This window comes from Niabella pedocola (genome assembly GCF_021044425.1).
Lineage (GTDB): Bacteria > Bacteroidota > Bacteroidia > Chitinophagales > Chitinophagaceae > Niabella > Niabella pedocola.
Window position 1 is genome coordinate 1128816 of record NZ_JAJNEC010000005.1, and the last position, 18250, is coordinate 1147065.

Sequence of the window (18250 nt, forward strand, 5' to 3'; positions counted from 1 at the left end):
TTAATGCTTCTGCTTCATCAACATGGGAAGCACGTCTGAATTTTTTAAAATGGATTGACTGGTCTGATCGACTGCGTTTAAAAAAGGCTGCGGGTAGATGCCCACAATTAAAATGGCGCCGATGATAATTATAAGAAGGGCCTTTTCGTGAAAGGCGATATCGGTTCCCTTTTCAGTGAGCGTATTGGTTTCGCCAAAGAATACCTTACGCCCCATGCGAAGCGTGTAAACCGCACCCAGAATAATACCCACACCTGCGGCGGCCATGATCCATATCCCATTTTGAGACACTTTTGATCCTAAGATGCCCTTGAACATCAGGAATTCCCCGATAAAGGCATTGGTCAACGGCAAGGCTATGTTGGCAAATGCGATGATCACAAAGAAGAACGTAAGTGCCGGGGCTTTTTGAGCAATGCCACCCAGCGCAGATATTTTTACGGTACCAAATTTTCGTTCAATGATCGCTACCACCATCCACATTCCCAGGATATTGATCCCGTGGGAGAACATCTGGATCATGGTGCCCTGCAACGCGCTTTTGTCTTCGGCAAAAACAGCAGCACACATCAACCCGATATGCGCGATGGAGGAGTAAGCCACCAGCCGCTTCATATCATCCTGCCGCATCGCAATCAGCGAAGCATAGATGATACCCGTTACGGCCAGCAGGGAAATGGTATCCCCGTTCAAATAAGAGGCGATCGGAAACACGGGCAGCAGCCAGCGCAGCAAACCCAGTACTCCCATCTTTACCATTAAAGCACTGAGTACCATGGTGGCAGCCGTGGGCGACTGCTGATAGGTATCCGGTTGCCAGGTATGGAACGGGAATATGGGCATTTTTACGGCAAAAGCGATAAAGAACAACCAGAATAACCAGGTTTGTTCTTTCATTGAAAGACCGGATTTATAAAATGCCTCGATATCAAAAGAATGGCCAGGTGTATGGGAATACACATAAAGGATGCCCACCAGCATCAACAAAGAACCGATAAATGTGTAGATGAAGAACTTAAAGGTAACCGCGATGCGTTTTTCGCCACCCCATTGAGAGCAGATAAAATACACGGGGATGAGGGCCAGCTCCCAGAAAAAATAAAACAACAGCGCATCCATCGCCAGGAATACGCCCATCAAACCTGCCTGCGCCAGCAACATCAGGCCGAAAAAGTTATTGACTTTTTTATACGCAGTGGTCCAGGTTGAAAGAAAAATAACGGGATAACAAAGAGCGGTTAGCAGGCAAAGCATGATGCCCATACCATCCCCCTTCAGCGAAAAGCTGCTGTTCAATAACCCCATCCAATCGGCCCTGAACGTCCAGTTAGTGGTATATACCGCCACACCCAATATGGCAATGATAAACGTAATAATGGCTGCCAGTAATGACCAGGTTCGCACCTGCTCTTCTTTCTTTATTAAAAAAGTAGCCAATCCGCTCACTAAAGGCACCAGTATCAACAACAATGCGATCATATGTCAAATTTCAAATTCTAAATTCTAAATTTCAGTCCCGGATCCCAGGTTATTTTCTCAAGAAAAACTGCACCACAAAAACCAGTACCATTCCCAGCACCATCATTAAAATATAAGAGCCGGTTTGCCCGCTCTGAACCCAGCGCAACTGGCGGCTGCCATAGCGTACCAACCGCCCTACCCCGTTTACAGCGCCGTCCACAATCCGTTTATCCACCACATTCCCCAGGAAGGAACCCAGTTTATTAAGCGGTTTTACGATCACAGTATCGTACAGTTCATCCACATACCATTTGTTCTCCAATACTTTTCCAAGGCCGGAAGCGGGTTCCAGGTCCGGCTTCTTCGAAAAACGGGTCCAGGCGATGATCACGGTAACGATAATAAGAACGGAAGATAGTCCGGCCAATCCCCACTCGGTGCTATGATCTGCTTCATGAACCGGCAGCAGGGCGTAGGAATCTTTAAAAATCGGATGCAGGAAATCCGACAATGCATGTGCCCCGTGCGCCATAAATTCCGGCACGCCCACAAAGCCACCTACCACCGAAAGGATGGCGAGGATGATCAACGGAATGGTGATGGCCGCAGGGCTCTCATGCAGGTGATGTTCCTGCTCATGCGTACCGCGGAAACTTCCTTTAAACGTAGTGGCATATAACCGGAACATATAGAAGGCGGTTAATAAGGCCCCCAGCAAACCCAGCGCATAGAGTACCGGTGACTTGGCAAAAGCGCCGGCCAGGATCTCATCTTTTGAAAAGAAGCCGGAGAAACCTGGGATACCGGCGATAGCGAGGCAGCCCAGTAAAAAAGTAAGATTGGTTATTTTCATGTACTTTGACAACCCACCCATTTTACGCATATCCTGCTCTCCCCCCATGGCATGGATCACACTACCGCTGCCAAGGAACAACAAGGCCTTAAAGAAAGCATGCGTCATTACATGGAATACCGCGGCCACATAGGCGCCGCTTCCCAGGGCCAGGAACATATAACCCAGCTGGCTCACCGTGGAATAGGCCAGTACTTTTTTGATATCGTTCTGCTTTAACGCAATGGTAGCGGCCAGCAGGGCAGTAGCAATACCAATGATTGCAATAATATTGAGTGTAGAAGGAGCCATGGAAAACAACAGGTTAGCCCGGGCAATCATATAAATGCCCGCAGTAACCATCGTAGCGGCGTGAATCAGGGCCGATACCGGAGTTGGACCGGCCATCGCATCGGGTAACCAGGTATACAACGGGATCTGGGCACTTTTGCCGGTAGCGCCTATAAACAAGAGTAAAGTAATCGCGCTGATTTCTTTAGCAGATAGCTTTGCAAGGGATGCCGGTGTGAAGATCTCGCTAAAGGTAGTGGTACCTAATTTGCTGATAAGGATGAACAATGCGATCAAAAAGGCCAGGTCACCCACACGGTTCATGATAAAGGCCTTATTGGCCGCTTTACTGTATTCTTTTTTCTTAAACCAGAAACCGATCAACAGGTAGGAACAAAGCCCTACGCCTTCCCAGCCGATGAACATGATCACAAAATTGGCGCCCATTACCAGCAGCAGCATCGAAAAAACGAACAGGTTCAGGTAGGCAAAATACCGCCCGAAATGCTCCGGCTTTTCATCATGCATGTAAGAGGTAGAATATACATGGATCAGGAACCCGATGCCGGTGATGATCAGCAGCCAGATGGCGGATAACTGATCGATCTGGAAGGCAAAGGGGATCTTCAGATTACCCACATTAATAAAAGGAAAATATTCGGCGGTATGCACATTCCCACCCCGCACCTGAAAAAACACCCAGAGGCTGAGTATAAAAGAAGCCAGGATCACACCACTGCCGATGAAGCCCACGGCACCCTTTGATAAGCTTTTTCTTCCCAGTCCGTTTATGATACAGCCCAGTAATGGTAACAGCGGGATCCAATAAACGATATCTAACACATTATTCATAATAAAAAGAATGCCGGCGCAATTAATGTTTCAGCCTGTTTAAGAAATTAATATTGATCGAGTGCACATTCCGGTACATCATTACAATGATCGCCAGCCCCACACTTACTTCTGCTGCGGCCACTACCATGATAAAGAACACAAACAATTGTCCGTCCGAACCTGCCGTGGCGGCCGCCCCTTTTGTCAGGTGATGCATTTTGGAGAATGCTACCAGCAACAGGTTCACCGCGTTCAGCATCAACTCAATACACATAAAAACAATAATAGCGTTCCTGCGTGTTAACACCCCTACCACGCCTATGGCAAACAAACAAAGAGCGAGGGTGATGTAATAATTTATTGGCATTTGAGATTTGAGTTTTCAGTTTTCAGATTTGAGACTTCAGATTTCAGATTCGAGATTTCAGAATTGAGATTCCAGAATTGAGATTTAGAATTTAGGATTTGAAATTTATTATCTTATTCCTTCTTACCAATTACCACGGAACCGATCATAGCGCTTAAAAACAGCACACTGCTGATCTCAAACGGGATCACAAACGTGGTGAACAGTTCCCGTCCCAGGCTTTTTACCAGCCCGATATCACCCGTTCCCATTTCCACCAGGTTCTTCTTTACTTCTGTATTCTTTAAAGCGGCAACCAACACCAGGAACAGGCAGCTGCCGGCAATGGCGCCTACAATCTGCAGCCATTTGTTCTTAAGCGTTTCCGTAGCCCTGCTCAGGTTCATCAGCATAATCACAAAAAGGAACAGCACCATAATGGCACCGGCGTAAACAATAATATTTACAATGGCCAGAAATTGTGCATTCATCAAAATATAATGACCGGAAATGGCAAAAAAGGTCACGATCAATCCCAATACACTGTAAACAGGATTTTTGCTGGTCACAATCATCAGCGCGCTGCCTATGGCAATCACCGTTAGTATCCAGAATAGTAGTTGCGTAATATTCATTTCGTTTCTTAATTAACCCTTAAACACCTTCTTTTTCCCTGCCGATGGTTCCCAATGCCTTTTGATAGCCTTCCGGGTCTGTAACCGGATTGGGGATCAGCAGATCTTCTTTTTTATAAATAAATCCTTTACGCTGGTAGTTGGCAGGAGTAAATGTCTGCGACAGGTAAATGGCATCTTTAGGACAAGCCTCTTCGCAATACCCGCAGAAGATACAGCGTAGCATATTGATCTCATATTTTGCTGCATATTTCTCCTCGCGATACAGGTTTTCTTCGCCCTCCTGGCGTTCTGCAGCCTCCATGGTAATGGCTTCTGCCGGACAGGCTACGGCACAAAGTCCGCAAGCAGTACACCGTTCACGGCCCTCCTCATCCCGGTTCAGGATCTGTAGCCCGCGGAACACCTTGCTGAAGGGCCGGGTTTCCTCCGGATATTTTATGGTGGCTTTTTTCTTAAAGAAATGCTTCAACGTGATCGCCATTCCCCTAAAAATATTGATCAGGTATAAACGCTCTACCCAGTTCATCGGTCTGCGATCAACGGGCTTGCTTCTGTTTGTTAATTGTACACTCATGTTTCTTTATAAAGCGCTTTACTTTTTTATTTTTTGGTGCCGGCCTCCGTCTACATCCCGGCCTGCTTGCGTCGCACACTTGTGCACCCGTATTGCTATCATCATCGATTCACTCCTCACTATTGCTTTCTTACTATTTCTTCAACCAAAGGATCACCAATGCGGTAATGATCATATTGGCCAGTGCCAGCGGTATGAGGCGTTTCCAGCCCAGGTGCATCAGCTGATCGAAGCGGAAACGCGGGATGGTCCAGCGGATCCACATAAATACAAATACAAAGAACAGCGCCTTGGCCATCAGGGTAAGGAAGGTAAGCAGTGCCACCCAGTTTTCCCCGATATGCTGTGCCAGGCTCACCTCATTTACGAACGGGATATCGTACCCGCCAAAATACAGGGTGGCCATGATCACGCCGCTGATGAACATATTAATATATTCTGCAAACAGATAGAAGCCCAGCTTCATACTGGAATACTCCTGGTGATACCCGAAGTTCAGCTCATTTTCTGCCTCCGGAAGGTCAAAAGGCGTACGGTTTGTTTCTGCCAGCGCACAGATAAAAAAGATAATAAAGCCAATGGGCTGGTAAACGATATTCCAAACGGAATTGTATTGCTCGCCTACAATAACGCTCATCTGCAACGAACCGGTGAGCATCAGTACCGCAATCAGCGACAGACCCATAGCCAGTTCATACGAAACCATCTGCGAAGCTCCCCGGATGGCAGCCAGCAGCGAGAATTTATTGTTGGAGGCCCATCCGCCCAGCATAATACCATAAACACCCAGGCTCACTACTCCAAATACATAAAGGATACCGATGTTTACATCCGCTACCTGCAGCGGAACCTGGCGGTTACCGATATTCATTGTAGCGCCCCAGGGAATGACCGCGCTGGTCAGCAGGGCAGTAACCATTGCCAGCAGGGGCCCCAGGATGAATAAGAATTTTGAAGAAGCCAGGGGAATGATCTCTTCTTTGAAAAAGAGCTTTCCGCCATCGGCCAGCGGCTGCAGCAATCCCAGGGGGCCCGCCCTGTTGGGACCGATACGGTCCTGTATAAAGGCCGCAACCTTCCGCTCACCGTAAGTAGCATACATGGCCACTACCATCGATAAGGTAACAATGGCAGCGATCAGCACCAGTTTCTCAATAATAAAAATCCAATCAATAGCCAGTAAGTACATGTTAAAAAATATAGCTTGTTAATCTTTCTTTTCTTCGATCATTTTCTTTCCGTTGAAGACCGCGCCCGTTGCCGGTCCGGGAATCTTGCTGAGGTCTACGGCCGGGTCGTTCACGTCGCTGATGCTGTGGATGTCCATTAACAGCTTCGGCGCGCGGCCACCCATCACCTCGCTGATGGTTTCCTTTGGCCGGTCCAGCACCTCATAGTGGTTGGTACCAATTACCGAATGCCGGGCTACTTTCATAGGGCCTTCAATTACCCAATCTTTGATGTCTTTCTTTTCAAAGCGGCATTCGTTGCAGATCCAGCCGGTTTTGCCATCCTCCGTAGGTAATATTTCTCCCCACTGGTCTTTCCGCGCTGTTACCCGTAATACTTCATTGCCCCGCTCCCATAGCGTAACCTTGCCGCAACAGGTTGGACAATCGCGATGTGCATCTACCGGTTTGGTAAACCACACCCGGTTTTTAAAACGGAATGTTTTATCGGTTAAGGCACCCACCGGGCATACATCGATCACGTTACCGATAAATTCATTGTCTAGCGATTTTTCAATATATGTTGCAATCTCGGCATGATCGCCCCGGTCCAGCACCCCGTGCTGCCGCTTGTTGGTAAGCTGGTCTGCCGTAAATACACAACGGTAGCAAAGAATGCAACGCGTCATATGCAGCTGGATGTATTTACCCAGGTTGTGCTTTTTAAAATTGCGCCGTTTAAATTCATAGCGGGTACCGGCCTTGCCATGTTCATAGCTCAGATCCTGTAAGTGGCATTCTCCCGCCTGGTCGCAAACGGGGCAATCCAGCGGATGATTGATGAGCAGGAACTCTACCACACTGTTGCGGGCGTTGATCACCCGTTCACTGGTAATGCTCTTTACCTCCATTCCATCCATAACGGTGGTACGGCAACTGGCCACCAGCTTGGGCATGGGGCGCGGATCTTTTTCTGAACCCTTGCTTACCTCTACAAGGCAGGTACGGCATTTACCACCACTACCCTTTAGCGGTGTGTAAAAGCACATGGCCGGGGGTGTTACATCCCCTCCAATACTTCTTGCGGCCTGCAAAATGGTGGTGCCGGGCGGCACTTCCAGGGTAACATTATCGATGGTTACCTTAAAATTTGCAGGTGGTTCTTGTTTTATTTCGTCTGCCATATTTATTCCTCGCAGCGAACGCAGCGGAGCAGCGACGCAGCTTTTATAATTTATTCACAATTCTTTTTATCTCATTCTTCAACAGGCTTACATTAAAATTGACCATAACACCAAGTTTAAGATCGGTCAGTTTCAAATATGTAAGCACCTGTTTGTAATGTACATTGGTACATGCTTCTATGCTTTTCAGTTCAAATAACACAATCTCCTCTACAATTAGATCCGCACGGAATCCAACCTCCATTCGCACTGTTTCATGAATCAACGGTATTCCTATTTGTCTTTCAAACGAGATACCCGCTTTTTTCAATTCAAAGCACAATATTTCCTCATACACACTTTCAAATAAACCCGGACCGTAGTGCCGGTGAATTTTAAAGCAAAGATCTAAAACCTTGGTTGCTATTTCATTTTCGGTTAACATCTGATTGTTCCTGACGCGCAACAAACTTGCATCGGCCCCAAAAACACATCGCGTCACTGCCTCGCTGCGTTCGCTGCGAGAAACAGTACTCTACACCACAGCAGGCTCCGGCACCGGTAACGGATCTGCATAATGCGCCAATCCAAAGTTCCGGGTCTGCGCTTCTGCGGCATTGGTGATATGCCACTCAAATTCATCCCTGAAATGACGGATCGCCGCTGCAACCGGCCAAGCGGCTGCATCACCCAGGGGGCAGATCGTATTTCCCTCAATCTTACTCTGGATATCCCACAACAGATCAATATCACTTATCTTTCCCTGCCCCTGATCCAGGCGCAGTAATAATTTTTCCATCCAGCCGGTTCCTTCACGGCAGGGAGAACACTGACCGCAGCTTTCATGACGGTAAAAGCGGGCAAGGGTGTACGTATGTTTCACTACACACTGATCCTCATCCAGCACAATAAAGCCTCCGCTTCCCATCATGGTACCAGTTGCAAATCCACCGTCGGAAAGGCTTTCATAATTCATGATCCGCGACTCTCCCTTCGCTGTTTTCAGCAACAGGTTGGCGGGCAAAATAGGAACAGATGATCCACCCGGGATACAGGCCTTCAGGCGTTTACCGTTTTTGATACCTCCGCACCATTCATCACTATAAATAAACTCCTCAACGGAAATCGTCATGTCGATTTCATAAACCCCCGGTTTATTGATATTTCCACAGGCTGAGATGAGTTTGGTGCCTGTAGACCGGCCAACCCCGATCTTTGCGTATTCCTCACCACCCATGTTGATAATGGGCACTACAGCAGCCAGTGTTTCTACATTATTTACCACCGTAGGACGGTCCCAGGCGCCTTTCACGGCCGGGAACGGAGGCTTGATCCGCGGATTGCCCCGCTTGCCTTCCAGGGATTCGATCAACGCGGTTTCTTCTCCGCAGATATACGCACCTGCACCCCGCTGCACATAGATCTCACAGTCGAAACCCGTGTTTAAAATATTTTTTCCAAGAAAACCATTGGCCCGGGCTTCCTCAATCGCCTGCTCCAGGATATCGGGGATCCAGGCATATTCTCCCCGGATATAGATATAGGTAACATTCGATCCGAGCGCATAGCTGGAAACGATCAATCCTTCAATCAACAGATGCGGAAGAAACTCCATCAGGTAACGGTCCTTAAAAGTACCCGGTTCGCTTTCATCGGCATTGCACACCAGGTGACGGGGTACGCCTTCCGGTTTGGCGATAAAGCTCCATTTCATTCCCGTTGGAAACCCCGCACCACCACGGCCTCTTAAACCGCTTTTCTTTACTTCCTCCACCACTTCATCCGGCGCCATCTTCAACGCCTTTTCCACACTGCGGTACCCCCCGTTTTTACGGTAGGCATCAAAATAGCGGATGTCCTCGATATGCGCGTTCTCTAAAAGTAATTTTATTCCCATTGCTCCGTTTTCCTGTTCAATAATTTGTTTGCCGTATTAATCCTTGGGCTTGTCGTAGTTAAACATCCAGCTGACACCGAACCGGTCCGTGATCATCCCGAATTTAGCTCCCCAAAAGGTATCCTGCAACGGCATGGTGATGGTTCCGCCGGCAGCCATTGCATTAAAGGTTTTTACAATCGCTTCCTCATCCTCAAAATTCAATGCCAGACTTACATTGGAACCGGAGGTTACCGAAACATCGGGGGGACAATCACTCACCATAAAGTTCAGTGCTCCTGCATTGAACAAGGCATGCATGATCTTATCCTTATGCGATTCAGGGCTTGGAAAGTCTGCCTGCGTATCTCCAAAGGTTTGACGATGTACTACCTGCCCGCCCAGCGCCTGCGTATAAAAATCCAGGGCTTCGGCGGCATCCCCGTTAAAATTCAGATATGGAGTAATTGCCTGCATGCTTGTATTATTTATTGATTTACCAATGCCTGGCTTCTGCACTCGGCAATGATCGCATCCACTTTTTCTTTGGTCAGGTGCTCTTTATAAAATTTCCCCATCTGCATCATCGGCGCATAACCGCAGGCGCCCAGGCATTCTGCTGTTTTCAGGGTAAACAGGCCGTCGGGCGTGGTTTCCCCGGGTTTAATGTCCAGCTTTTCTCCTATATAGGCAACGATATCATCGCTTCCCTGGATCATACAGGGACCGGTTTGGCATACCTCGAAAACGTATTTACCTACCGGCTTCAGGTTGTACATCGTATAAAAAGTAGCCACTTCATATACTTCGATCGGCTCAATATTCAAAAGCGTTGCTACATAGTCCATTGTTTCCGTGCTCAGCCAGCCAAACACTTCCTGTGCCAGGTGCAGTACCGGCAGCAAGGCGCTTTTTTGTTTGCCCTGCGGGTACCGGGCTATGATCCGGTTCACTTTATCCAATTGTTCCTGAGAAAACTGTATCATTCTTTTGCTCTATTATTAATTTCCGTTTAGGCATCCATTTCCCCTGCAATCAGGTTCATAGACGACATTACCACGATCGCATCGCTCAGCATTGCACCCTTTACCATTTCGGCGTATGCCTGGTAATAAATAAAACAGGGTCTTCTGAAATGCAGGCGGTAAGGAGTGCGGCCGCCATCGCTGATAAAATAAAAGCCCAACTCACCATTTGCGCCTTCTACGGCATTGTATACCTCACCGGCCGGCATGTTGATCTCGCCCATGATGATCTTAAAATGCCAGATCAGGGCTTCCATTTTGGTATATACATCCTTCTTGGGCGGCAGGTAGTATTCCGGAACATCGGCATGATATACGGTAGCTTCCTCGCCTTTCAGGTCGTTCAGTTTTTGCAGGGCCTGCTGAATAATGCGCAGACTTTGCCACATTTCGCCGTTGCGCACCAGGAACCGGTCATAAGAATCGCCGGTTGAGCCAACGGGAACTTCAAAATCAAATTCTTCATAACGGCTGTACGGAGCTACCGCACGCACGTCGTAATCCACCCCCGCCGCCCGGAGGTTGGGCCCGGTAAACCCGTAATTCAGCGCCCGTTCAGCACTGATAGGTCCGGCTCCGATGGCGCGTTCCATAAAGATCCGGTTACGGGTAAACAGATCTTCAAATTCTTTTAATACAGCGGGATATTCCTTTAAAAACCGCTCGATCTTTTCAAAGGCGGTATTGGTAAAATCACGCTCAAAACCACCGATACGGCCGATATTGGTTGTCAAACGGGAACCGCAGATCTCTTCGTAGATTTCATACACCAGCTCCCGGTATTGCATTACATATAAGAACCCGGTATAGGCGCCACTGTCTACCCCCATAATAGAGTTGCAGATCAGGTGGTCCGTGATCCGCGCCAGTTCCATAATAATTACGCGCAGATAATCGACCCGTTTGGGAACCTGTACCTTTAATAATTTTTCGCAGGTGAGGTGCCAGCCCATATTGTTGATGGGGGCCGAGCAATAATTTAAGCGGTCTGTAAGCGGTGTGATCTGGTATAAGGACCGGCGCTCGGCAATTTTCTCAAATGCCCTGTGAATATAGCCCACCGTAGAATCAGCGGCAACGATCTTTTCACCATCCAGTTCGATAATGTTCTGAAAAACCCCGTGGGTAGCCGGGTGCGTGGGACCCAGATTTAATGTAGTTGTCTGCTTCTCGATACTACCGCTCGGTAATAATACATTGTCGCTCATAATCTATATTCGATATAACCGTTCAAAATTGTGGTGCGTTACCAACCACCAACTTCAAGCTTAAAACTTTTTTTACCTTCCGAACATTTCATCGTCCTTATCGATACGGCTTTGGTCTTCCAGCGGATACTCTTTCCGCATGGGAAAATAGTCCATTTCCTCCACATTCAGGATCCGTTTCAGGTTGGGATGCCCGATGAAATTGACCCCGTAAAAATCGTAGGTTTCCCGTTCCATCCAGTTGGCACCCGCAAAAATACCGGTGGCTGTATATACGTCAGGTTTTGCAATGCTGGTAAATACTTTATACCGGATCCGTACGTTTTCCCGCATATTGTGCAGGTGATATACCACCGCTATTTCCTGTCCTTTATTATCCGGGTAATGCACACCGCAGAGATCCGTCAAAAACCCGAACTGCAGCGTTTCCTCCTCTACCAGGAAGTTCAGCACCTTCAGGTTTAGTTCCTTGTCTGACCGGAAACTTAATACCCCATACTGCTCTTCGAACCCGGTGACCTGATCACCAAATTTCGCTGCCAGCTTTTCCTTTATATATTCGTTGCTCAATGCCATTATTCTAATTTGAAAATTTTTAATTTGAGAATTTGAGAATGAGGGCCCACAATCATAAACTTCCAAAATCCAGGAATAACAAGATCCTGTCTCATTTTCAAATCTTCAAATTTTCAAATCTATTTATTGTATCCCGTAACTTTCCAATAATGCTTTATACTGCTCGCTGTTCCGTCTTCTGAGGCTTTCCTTACCCACCAGGTCCTGGATGCGCATCAACCCGTCCAGGATCGCTTCCGGTCTGGGAGGGCATCCCGGAACATATACATCTACCGGCACTACCTGGTCAATTCCCTGCAATACGCTGTAGGTATCGAAGATCCCCCCGCTGCTGGCGCAGGCACCAACGGCAATTACCCAGCGAGGTTCGGCCATTTGGAGATACACCTGTTTTACCACCGGGCCCATTTTTTTTGCGATCGTACCCATTACCATCAGCAGGTCGCACTGGCGGGGTGAAAATCCCACCCGCTCACTTCCAAACCGCGCAATGTCGTAGGTAGCGCCCATGGTGGCCATAAATTCAATACCGCAACAGGAAGTGGCAAAAGGCAGGGGCCATAAGGAATTCTTACGGGCCAACCCGATGACATTATCCAGTGTTGTTGCAAAAAAACCCTGTCCCTGGTGCCCCTCGGGCATGTCTACCATGCTGATATCGGCCTCCAGCGGCTTTTTCTTAATATTATATGATACCGGTCTCATAAATTTTGAATTTGAAGATTTGAAGATTTGAAAATGGCCATCGGCACATTCACCTATTTTCAAATTATTACATTAATCCTCCCACTTCAATGCTCCGCGTCGGATGATATAAATAAACCCACAGAGGAAAAAGGCCACAAACATCAGAACCGCGTAAAACCCGCCCCAGCCCAATTCTTTAAAATTGACTGCGTAGGGGTAAAAAAAGATCACCTCTACATCAAACAATACAAAAAGAATGGCGGTTAGGAAGTACTTGATTGCAATGGGCTGACGCGCCTCCCCGTGCGATTCGATACCACTGGCAAAGTTTTGCAGTTTATCGGAGGTCCGTCTTTTGGGTCCCAGCAGGTGGGTAACACCCATCAGGGTAACGATCATTCCCGCCGCAAATAACAGTTGTAAACCAATGGGCAGGTAGGAGCCTGATGTATCTAAATTCGTCTGTATAGCTAAATTTATCATCTCAATTATGCAATAAGCAAAAATAAGGTAACCATTTAACAAATCCTTTTTTTGAATGCTAAAAAGCAAACAGCCCCGAAAAATTCCGGAGCTGTTTTTATCTGAAAAATTTAAGACTACTGCTTACCGCTCGTGCTGTCCTTTCGGGGTGCGGCACTGGTGGTATCTTTAGCTCCTGCGGCGGTTCCTCCTGTCTGGCTTTTGGAGGAGCTGGCCGGTTTGGAATTCATTTTAGTCACCTGGTCAATTAAGCCCTGCACCTGTTGTTTCACATTATCATTTGGGGCATATTGCAGTGCCACATTCAAATACTTCAATCCGTTTTCTTTGTCGCCCTTTTCATTTACATAATAAGGGAACAGTACCGCGGCTGCACTAAAGGCATTGGTTTTTGCATCCCTAGCCGTATCTTTTTGAGAGAATGCCACCAGTTTTTCCGCATCCGGAATCAGGACATTCTTTGCATAGGAGGAGTCAAATACACGGCTGTTATTGAACGTCCACAGGTAACCATAGTTCACATCGGGGAATTTAGTACGCATGGCGTCAAACACCTTCCAGGATTTTTCATATTCCTTACCCTGATAGTATGCACGGTATCCGGCATCAAAATAATCATTGATCGTAGGGTTGGGTTTAATCTCCAGGATTTTGCTCAACAGATCGCCCTGCAGTGCGTATTGCTTCTTATCTGCAAAGAATTTAGCACCTTCCTGCAGCATTTTTATCCTGCCGGCAATGGTTGTATCGGCTTTCAAACCATCTTCGTACGCTTTCATTACTTCGGTTTCTTTACCCGGTGTAGCCGCATAAACGGTTGCCTTCAGGTTGAAATCCAGGGGATCCATATCTTCCTTATCCGCATTTGCGAAATACTTTTCCATATAGGGCAGGGCCGCTTTGGCGTCGCCCTTATCTACATAGCTCCAGGCCAGTAATTTGTACAGCTTGGGTTTGGCCAGGTCTCCCATTTTTTGCAGAATACCGGTACCGGATGCAATAGCCTGATCATATTTCTTTTCCAGGTAGAACGTTTGTGCCTTATAGTAGTCGTTCCAGGGGCTGGGGTCAGAATTGGCAATGATCTTATCAGCCACGGCATTTGCCCCGGCATAATCACCAGTACCTATTTTATATTCGTACAACGCATCATAAGCGGGAACGTAGGCAGGGTTGGCCGCAATGGCCTTATCAATGTTCTGCAGGTACAGGTCATAGTTCCGCTGCGATTTAAAGATCAGCCCGTTTCTCAGGTATGCTTTTGCAAAGCTGGGTTCTGCGCTTACCGCATCACTATAGGCCGTAAAAGCAGCCGTACCATCACCTGGTTTTGCCTTGCGATAGGCATCACCCAGGTTGGTAAGAATATCGGCGCGTAACCAGTTGTTCTTCGTTTTCTCTGTTTCCGCCTTAGCTTCTTCCAGTTTTTGCACGGCGTAGTTGATATCACCCACCTTGTCGATGTTATTGTATTCTTTAGCAATGGCCCCACCCACTGCATTCAGGATCTCGGGATCATTTCCCTTCCGGCCCTTGCTGGCAGTAAGCGCAGCTTCAAAGCTTTGTTTCGCTTCATTGGCCTTGCCGTCCATCAGCTGCAGCTGACCTTTAGCAGCCAGCAGCCAGGCATCATTGGGCTTTGCAGCCAGTGCCTTATCCAGTGCCTGTTGCGCACCAGCCTTGTCCTGATTATCGATATCTGCACGAACCAGCCAGTAGGTAGCTTCCGGTTTATCGCCCTGTTTTTCAAAAATTGATTTTGCTCCCAGCACTTTTCCCGAGTATAATGCTTTTACACCATCCTGTATGGATTGAGCATTTACTGCTACCCCCAGGATTACTGTAAGTGCCAAAAGACCGATTTTTTTGTTGATCATTTTTCTAATTTTATTTTACCAGTAAATAATAGAGTTGTAAATATACCTTTTTTTAAATTTTATTCTTTTGTTTGTGCCGGCCGGATGATGAAGTTCCGCCGTCCGGGCATCAAATATGCTCTTTTAAAAATCAACTGCCCGATTTCACCTGCCATAAACTCTGCAAACCCTGTGCCTAACCCCCTATGCCCTTCTTTTACAATGTACACCAGGTCCCTTGTCATCGGATACCGTTTGGTGTAGATATTAGCCTGTACCGGTAAGACATATTTTCCAGGCTTGTCGCTGCTTTCCAGCTGCACAATTTTAACCTTTTTTAAAAAACTTAACTGTTGCGCATCGTCCTGGTTGCCAATCCAGCTTACGCCGATAAACCCGATGGCATTGGGATTGTTGGCCACAAACTGGATCACCGAATCACTGGTACTGGCTCCCATCGCCTTGGAAGTGATCTTCTGACCTTTTAATACACTGTCTAACAAGAACCTTACCGTACTGGTGGCCGACAACCCGTCAAAAACCGGGATTAGCGGTTTTATATAATTACCTGTCAGCACAGACCGGATCTCTCCCATTGTTAATAAGGTGTCGCTGGATGACGGATTTACGATCACCGCAACCGCATCCCGGGCCACCGGTAATTGTTTTACCACTACATGCAGCGAATCCACAACCGACTGCAGCTGCTTTTCCGATAGCTTTATCGTGGCAATCACCATCCGGATGCTATCATTGAACAGGTCGGCCATACACTCGGCTTCCGGCTTATATTGTGCATGGATCTTTGTGCTGTCATTATTGGATTCGTACACCTGGATCAACGCATCTACAATCGGACGGAACGATTCATCCACGCTAATGGTAATTGCGCCTTTTTTTGGAGTATCGGTAAGCACCCGGGCCTGGTTGTCGCCCGATGCACAGGAATACAATAAGATCCACAACACACTGCCCAATAGTACAAGGCGCAATACTTTCATTTCTCTATTTAAAATAATTTTTCTTGTAGCCCCGGTAAATCCGCCACCCACCATAAATTACAAACAACGCTCCCAACAGGATATCTATTGTGTCCGGCGGAAATCGTTTGTTCAACGCCAGGTCAAATTGGTGCCGCACGATCAGAAACACCCCCACAAAAATGATCATCACACCCATGGCATAATCCAGTACCGATCGCATCCCGGCAACTCTTTTGTTCCGTTGCCTTTCATAATCTTCATTTGATTTTACAGTCATATCGTTGATGAGGAGCGGCAATTTATTGATTTTTCTAATTAGATACAAAATTTTAAAATTCCATAATACAGAAGGCCCCCATGCGGTGAAGTATCTGTTAAAATCGCCACTGTATGAATTAAGTGCTATTTTTATTAACTGTATGTATTTTGTAAAAACTCCCCGGTTGTTGAAAAAGCTCTACAGCCGCTACCTGTGGGATCTTCCGGCAACGGAAAAAAAGATTTTTTTAACATTTGACGACGGTCCGCACCCCGTGGCCACCCCGTTCGTGCTGGAGCAGCTGCGCTACTGGAATGCAAAAGCCACTTTTTTTTGCGTAGGAAAGAACGTGATCGCAGAAAACGGACTATTTCGGACACTTCAAAATGAAGGACATCGTATTGGAAATCATACACATAATCATCTTAATGGGTGGAAAACGGACACCTCTGCTTACCTGAGCAACGTGCTGCAGGCAGCCGGCCATATCGACTCCGAGCTGTTCCGGCCTCCTTACGGGCGCATCAAAAAAGAACAGGGCCGGCTTTTGCAGAAAGGCACTTTGGGACGAACGTTCCGGGTAATTATGTGGGATGTGTTAAGTGGCGACTTTGACCGCAGCCTGGCGCCCGAAAAATGTTTGGATCATGTATTGAAACATACGCGCAATGGTTCCATTGTGGTTTTCCACGACAGCGAAAAAGCCTTTAAAAACCTTTCTTTTGCGCTTCCCCGGATGCTTGAATATTTTTCAGGAAAAGGATTTTCTTTTGAAGCGCTGCCGGAGAAATTGTGGTAAAAACAGGGCCCGGGTGAACACCCAAGCCCGATTTTTAATCCGTACCCTATGAAAACTTAGGGGTGAAGGTAGATTGTTTTCAACACTTTGTCAAAAAAATATTGGTTAATATTGCCAATTTAACAACCCTGAATAATGCTGATAGATACGCATGCTCATATTTATAGTAAAGAATTTGATACCGACCGGGCCGAAATGATCCGGAGGGCTTTTGATGCCTCCGTGGATGCGATCCTGATGCCGGCCATCGACAGTGAAACCCATCCTTCCATGCTGCAGGTGGAAGCAGACTATCCGGGGAAATGCCTGAGTATGATCGGACTGCACCCGGTTTCTGTAAAAGAGAATTTCAGGGAGGAACTTCAAAAAATTGAAACGCTGCTAAAAGAGCGGTCCTTTATTGCCATTGGAGAAACGGGACTGGACTTTTACTGGGACCTGAGCTTTAAAGAACAACAGGAAGCCGCGTTGGAACAACAAATCGAATGGGCCCTGGAATATGCGCTGCCCCTGGTGATCCATAGCCGGGAATCGACGGATGCCTGCCTGGAGATCATCAAAAAACATACATCCCGGGGATTACGCGGCGTGTTCCACTGCTTCGGAGGCAGCCTGGACCAGGCAAAGGCGATCATCGATGCCGGTTTTTACCTGGGGATCGGGGGTGTGCTTACCTTTAAAAAAGCGGGGCTGGATCAGGTGTTAAAAGAGGTACCGTTAGAGCATATCATCCTGGAAACAGATGCGCCCTATCTGGCTCCTGTACCATACCGTGGAAAGCGGAATGAACCGGCATATCTGCCGCTGATCGCGCAAAAGCTGGCCGAGGTGACCGGAACAGACCTTGCAGAAATCGCACGGATCACTACCGCCAATGCAAAAAAATTATTCGCTTTATAGCGTCAGATCCCGTATTTTTGCAGCCCTTCCGATGGATACCGGGATTTTTTGGAGACGTGTCCGAGTGGTTGAAGGAGTCCCGCACAGCGGGAGAAAGTGTGTATACGGAAGAAACGCTATCACGAATTGATGTAAGGGGGCAGCCCCGAAATTTATTAGGCTCTTTGATTGAAGAAGATGAAGTTATAAAAATGGAGACGTGTCCGAGTGGTTGAAGGAGCACGCCTGGAAAGTGTGTATACGGGAAACTGTATCGCGAGTTCGAATCTCGCCGTCTCCGCAAAGCGCAT

At 47.3% G+C, this 18250-nt stretch carries 20 protein-coding genes and 1 tRNA gene; 3 read left to right on the forward strand and 18 right to left on the reverse strand.

The window, feature by feature from the left end; translation table 11 throughout:
- The 18 genes from LQ567_RS12290 to LQ567_RS12375 all read right to left on the reverse strand — a co-directional run bounded on the left by LQ567_RS12290 (window position 1) and on the right by LQ567_RS12375 (window position 16279).
- Complete coding sequence (locus LQ567_RS12290) at window positions 1-1479, reverse strand: complex I subunit 4 family protein (RefSeq protein WP_231004808.1); 1479 nt, start codon at window positions 1477-1479, stop codon at window positions 1-3.
- A gap of 49 nt (window positions 1480-1528) precedes the next feature.
- Window positions 1529-3436 (reverse strand): NADH-quinone oxidoreductase subunit L, encoded by a 1908-nt coding sequence (gene nuoL, locus LQ567_RS12295; RefSeq protein WP_231004809.1) that lies wholly within the window; start codon window positions 3434-3436, stop codon window positions 1529-1531.
- A 22-nt stretch (window positions 3437-3458) separates the two neighbouring features.
- Entirely contained in the window at window positions 3459-3785 is a 327-nt protein-coding gene (nuoK, locus tag LQ567_RS12300) for an NADH-quinone oxidoreductase subunit NuoK (protein WP_231004810.1), read from the reverse strand.
- Between the two features lie 113 nt (window positions 3786-3898).
- Window positions 3899-4399, reverse strand: coding sequence for an NADH-quinone oxidoreductase subunit J family protein (locus LQ567_RS12305; protein WP_231004811.1), 501 nt, complete (start codon window positions 4397-4399; stop codon window positions 3899-3901).
- Between the two features lie 19 nt (window positions 4400-4418).
- Window positions 4419-4976 carry an NADH-quinone oxidoreductase subunit NuoI gene (gene nuoI / locus LQ567_RS12310; RefSeq protein WP_231004812.1) on the reverse strand — a complete coding sequence of 186 codons (558 nt, stop codon included), beginning with the start codon at window positions 4974-4976 and terminating at the stop codon, window positions 4419-4421.
- Between the two features lie 133 nt (window positions 4977-5109).
- The gene (gene nuoH, locus LQ567_RS12315) at window positions 5110-6165 is read right to left on the reverse strand and encodes an NADH-quinone oxidoreductase subunit NuoH (protein WP_231004813.1); all 1056 of its coding nucleotides are present in this window, start codon (window positions 6163-6165) and stop codon (window positions 5110-5112) included.
- An 18-nt stretch (window positions 6166-6183) separates the two neighbouring features.
- Window positions 6184-7329 carry a 2Fe-2S iron-sulfur cluster-binding protein gene (locus LQ567_RS12320; protein ID WP_231004814.1) on the reverse strand — a complete coding sequence of 382 codons (1146 nt, stop codon included), beginning with the start codon at window positions 7327-7329 and terminating at the stop codon, window positions 6184-6186.
- Between the two features lie 43 nt (window positions 7330-7372).
- On the reverse strand, window positions 7373-7753 hold the full coding sequence (locus LQ567_RS12325; protein WP_231004815.1) for a GxxExxY protein: 381 nt from the start codon (window positions 7751-7753) through the stop codon (window positions 7373-7375).
- A gap of 90 nt (window positions 7754-7843) precedes the next feature.
- Window positions 7844-9205 carry an NADH-quinone oxidoreductase subunit NuoF gene (gene nuoF / locus LQ567_RS12330; RefSeq protein ID WP_231004816.1) on the reverse strand — a complete coding sequence of 454 codons (1362 nt, stop codon included), beginning with the start codon at window positions 9203-9205 and terminating at the stop codon, window positions 7844-7846.
- Between the two features lie 36 nt (window positions 9206-9241).
- On the reverse strand, window positions 9242-9661 hold the full coding sequence (locus tag LQ567_RS12335; protein ID WP_231004817.1) for a VOC family protein: 420 nt from the start codon (window positions 9659-9661) through the stop codon (window positions 9242-9244).
- Between the two features lie 11 nt (window positions 9662-9672).
- A complete protein-coding gene (locus tag LQ567_RS12340) occupies window positions 9673-10170 on the reverse strand; it encodes an NADH-quinone oxidoreductase subunit NuoE family protein (RefSeq protein ID WP_231004818.1) in 498 nt (165 codons plus the stop codon).
- Between the two features lie 26 nt (window positions 10171-10196).
- A complete protein-coding gene (locus LQ567_RS12345) occupies window positions 10197-11417 on the reverse strand; it encodes an NADH-quinone oxidoreductase subunit D (protein WP_231004819.1) in 1221 nt (406 codons plus the stop codon).
- Between the two features lie 72 nt (window positions 11418-11489).
- Complete coding sequence (locus LQ567_RS12350) at window positions 11490-11993, reverse strand: NADH-quinone oxidoreductase subunit C (RefSeq protein WP_231004820.1); 504 nt, start codon at window positions 11991-11993, stop codon at window positions 11490-11492.
- Between the two features lie 123 nt (window positions 11994-12116).
- Window positions 12117-12698: an NADH-quinone oxidoreductase subunit B gene (locus LQ567_RS12355; RefSeq protein ID WP_231004821.1), complete on the reverse strand. Its 582-nt coding sequence runs from the start codon at window positions 12696-12698 to the stop codon at window positions 12117-12119.
- A 72-nt stretch (window positions 12699-12770) separates the two neighbouring features.
- Entirely contained in the window at window positions 12771-13163 is a 393-nt protein-coding gene (locus LQ567_RS12360; RefSeq protein ID WP_231004822.1) for an NADH-quinone oxidoreductase subunit A, read from the reverse strand.
- A 116-nt stretch (window positions 13164-13279) separates the two neighbouring features.
- On the reverse strand, window positions 13280-15040 hold the full coding sequence (locus LQ567_RS12365; RefSeq protein ID WP_231004823.1) for a tetratricopeptide repeat protein: 1761 nt from the start codon (window positions 15038-15040) through the stop codon (window positions 13280-13282).
- Between the two features lie 59 nt (window positions 15041-15099).
- The gene (locus LQ567_RS12370) at window positions 15100-16020 is read right to left on the reverse strand and encodes a PstS family phosphate ABC transporter substrate-binding protein (protein WP_231004824.1); all 921 of its coding nucleotides are present in this window, start codon (window positions 16018-16020) and stop codon (window positions 15100-15102) included.
- A gap of 4 nt (window positions 16021-16024) precedes the next feature.
- Window positions 16025-16279 (reverse strand): hypothetical protein, encoded by a 255-nt coding sequence (locus LQ567_RS12375; RefSeq protein ID WP_231004825.1) that lies wholly within the window; start codon window positions 16277-16279, stop codon window positions 16025-16027.
- A 166-nt stretch (window positions 16280-16445) separates the two neighbouring features.
- On the opposite strand from LQ567_RS12375, the gene LQ567_RS12380 reads away from it, so the two are divergent.
- The 3 genes from LQ567_RS12380 (at window position 16446) to LQ567_RS12390 (ending at window position 18240) form a co-directional block, all read left to right on the forward strand.
- On the forward strand, window positions 16446-17060 hold the full coding sequence (locus LQ567_RS12380; protein WP_231004826.1) for a polysaccharide deacetylase family protein: 615 nt from the start codon (window positions 16446-16448) through the stop codon (window positions 17058-17060).
- Between the two features lie 135 nt (window positions 17061-17195).
- Window positions 17196-17960, forward strand: a complete 765-nt coding sequence (locus tag LQ567_RS12385; RefSeq protein WP_231004827.1) for a TatD family hydrolase — start codon at window positions 17196-17198, stop codon at window positions 17958-17960.
- 193 nt (window positions 17961-18153) lie between these two features.
- Window positions 18154-18240: transfer RNA gene (locus LQ567_RS12390), tRNA-Ser, on the forward strand.
- Window positions 18241-18250: the final 10 nt, after the last annotated feature.

What these genes read in the sequence shown, in the direction of transcription:
- LQ567_RS12290 (WP_231004808.1), bottom strand. Translation starts at nt 1,479, where the DNA reads ATGATCGCATTGTTGTTGATACTGGTGCCTTTAGTGAGCGGATTGGCT.
- nuoL (WP_231004809.1), bottom strand. Translation starts at nt 3,436, where the DNA reads ATGAATAATGTGTTAGATATCGTTTATTGGATCCCGCTGTTACCATTA.
- nuoK (WP_231004810.1), bottom strand. Translation starts at nt 3,785, where the DNA reads ATGCCAATAAATTATTACATCACCCTCGCTCTTTGTTTGTTTGCCATA.
- LQ567_RS12305 (WP_231004811.1), bottom strand. Translation starts at nt 4,399, where the DNA reads ATGAATATTACGCAACTACTATTCTGGATACTAACGGTGATTGCCATA.
- nuoI (WP_231004812.1), bottom strand. Translation starts at nt 4,976, where the DNA reads ATGAGTGTACAATTAACAAACAGAAGCAAGCCCGTTGATCGCAGACCG.
- nuoH (WP_231004813.1), bottom strand. Translation starts at nt 6,165, where the DNA reads ATGTACTTACTGGCTATTGATTGGATTTTTATTATTGAGAAACTGGTG.
- LQ567_RS12320 (WP_231004814.1), bottom strand. Translation starts at nt 7,329, where the DNA reads ATGGCAGACGAAATAAAACAAGAACCACCTGCAAATTTTAAGGTAACC.
- LQ567_RS12325 (WP_231004815.1), bottom strand. Translation starts at nt 7,753, where the DNA reads ATGTTAACCGAAAATGAAATAGCAACCAAGGTTTTAGATCTTTGCTTT.
- nuoF (WP_231004816.1), bottom strand. Translation starts at nt 9,205, where the DNA reads ATGGGAATAAAATTACTTTTAGAGAACGCGCATATCGAGGACATCCGC.
- LQ567_RS12335 (WP_231004817.1), bottom strand. Translation starts at nt 9,661, where the DNA reads ATGCAGGCAATTACTCCATATCTGAATTTTAACGGGGATGCCGCCGAA.
- LQ567_RS12340 (WP_231004818.1), bottom strand. Translation starts at nt 10,170, where the DNA reads ATGATACAGTTTTCTCAGGAACAATTGGATAAAGTGAACCGGATCATA.
- LQ567_RS12345 (WP_231004819.1), bottom strand. Translation starts at nt 11,417, where the DNA reads ATGAGCGACAATGTATTATTACCGAGCGGTAGTATCGAGAAGCAGACA.
- LQ567_RS12350 (WP_231004820.1), bottom strand. Translation starts at nt 11,993, where the DNA reads ATGGCATTGAGCAACGAATATATAAAGGAAAAGCTGGCAGCGAAATTT.
- LQ567_RS12355 (WP_231004821.1), bottom strand. Translation starts at nt 12,698, where the DNA reads ATGAGACCGGTATCATATAATATTAAGAAAAAGCCGCTGGAGGCCGAT.
- LQ567_RS12360 (WP_231004822.1), bottom strand. Translation starts at nt 13,163, where the DNA reads ATGATAAATTTAGCTATACAGACGAATTTAGATACATCAGGCTCCTAC.
- LQ567_RS12365 (WP_231004823.1), bottom strand. Translation starts at nt 15,040, where the DNA reads ATGATCAACAAAAAAATCGGTCTTTTGGCACTTACAGTAATCCTGGGG.
- LQ567_RS12370 (WP_231004824.1), bottom strand. Translation starts at nt 16,020, where the DNA reads ATGAAAGTATTGCGCCTTGTACTATTGGGCAGTGTGTTGTGGATCTTA.
- LQ567_RS12375 (WP_231004825.1), bottom strand. Translation starts at nt 16,279, where the DNA reads ATGACTGTAAAATCAAATGAAGATTATGAAAGGCAACGGAACAAAAGA.
- LQ567_RS12385 (WP_231004827.1), top strand. Translation starts at nt 17,196, where the DNA reads ATGCTGATAGATACGCATGCTCATATTTATAGTAAAGAATTTGATACC.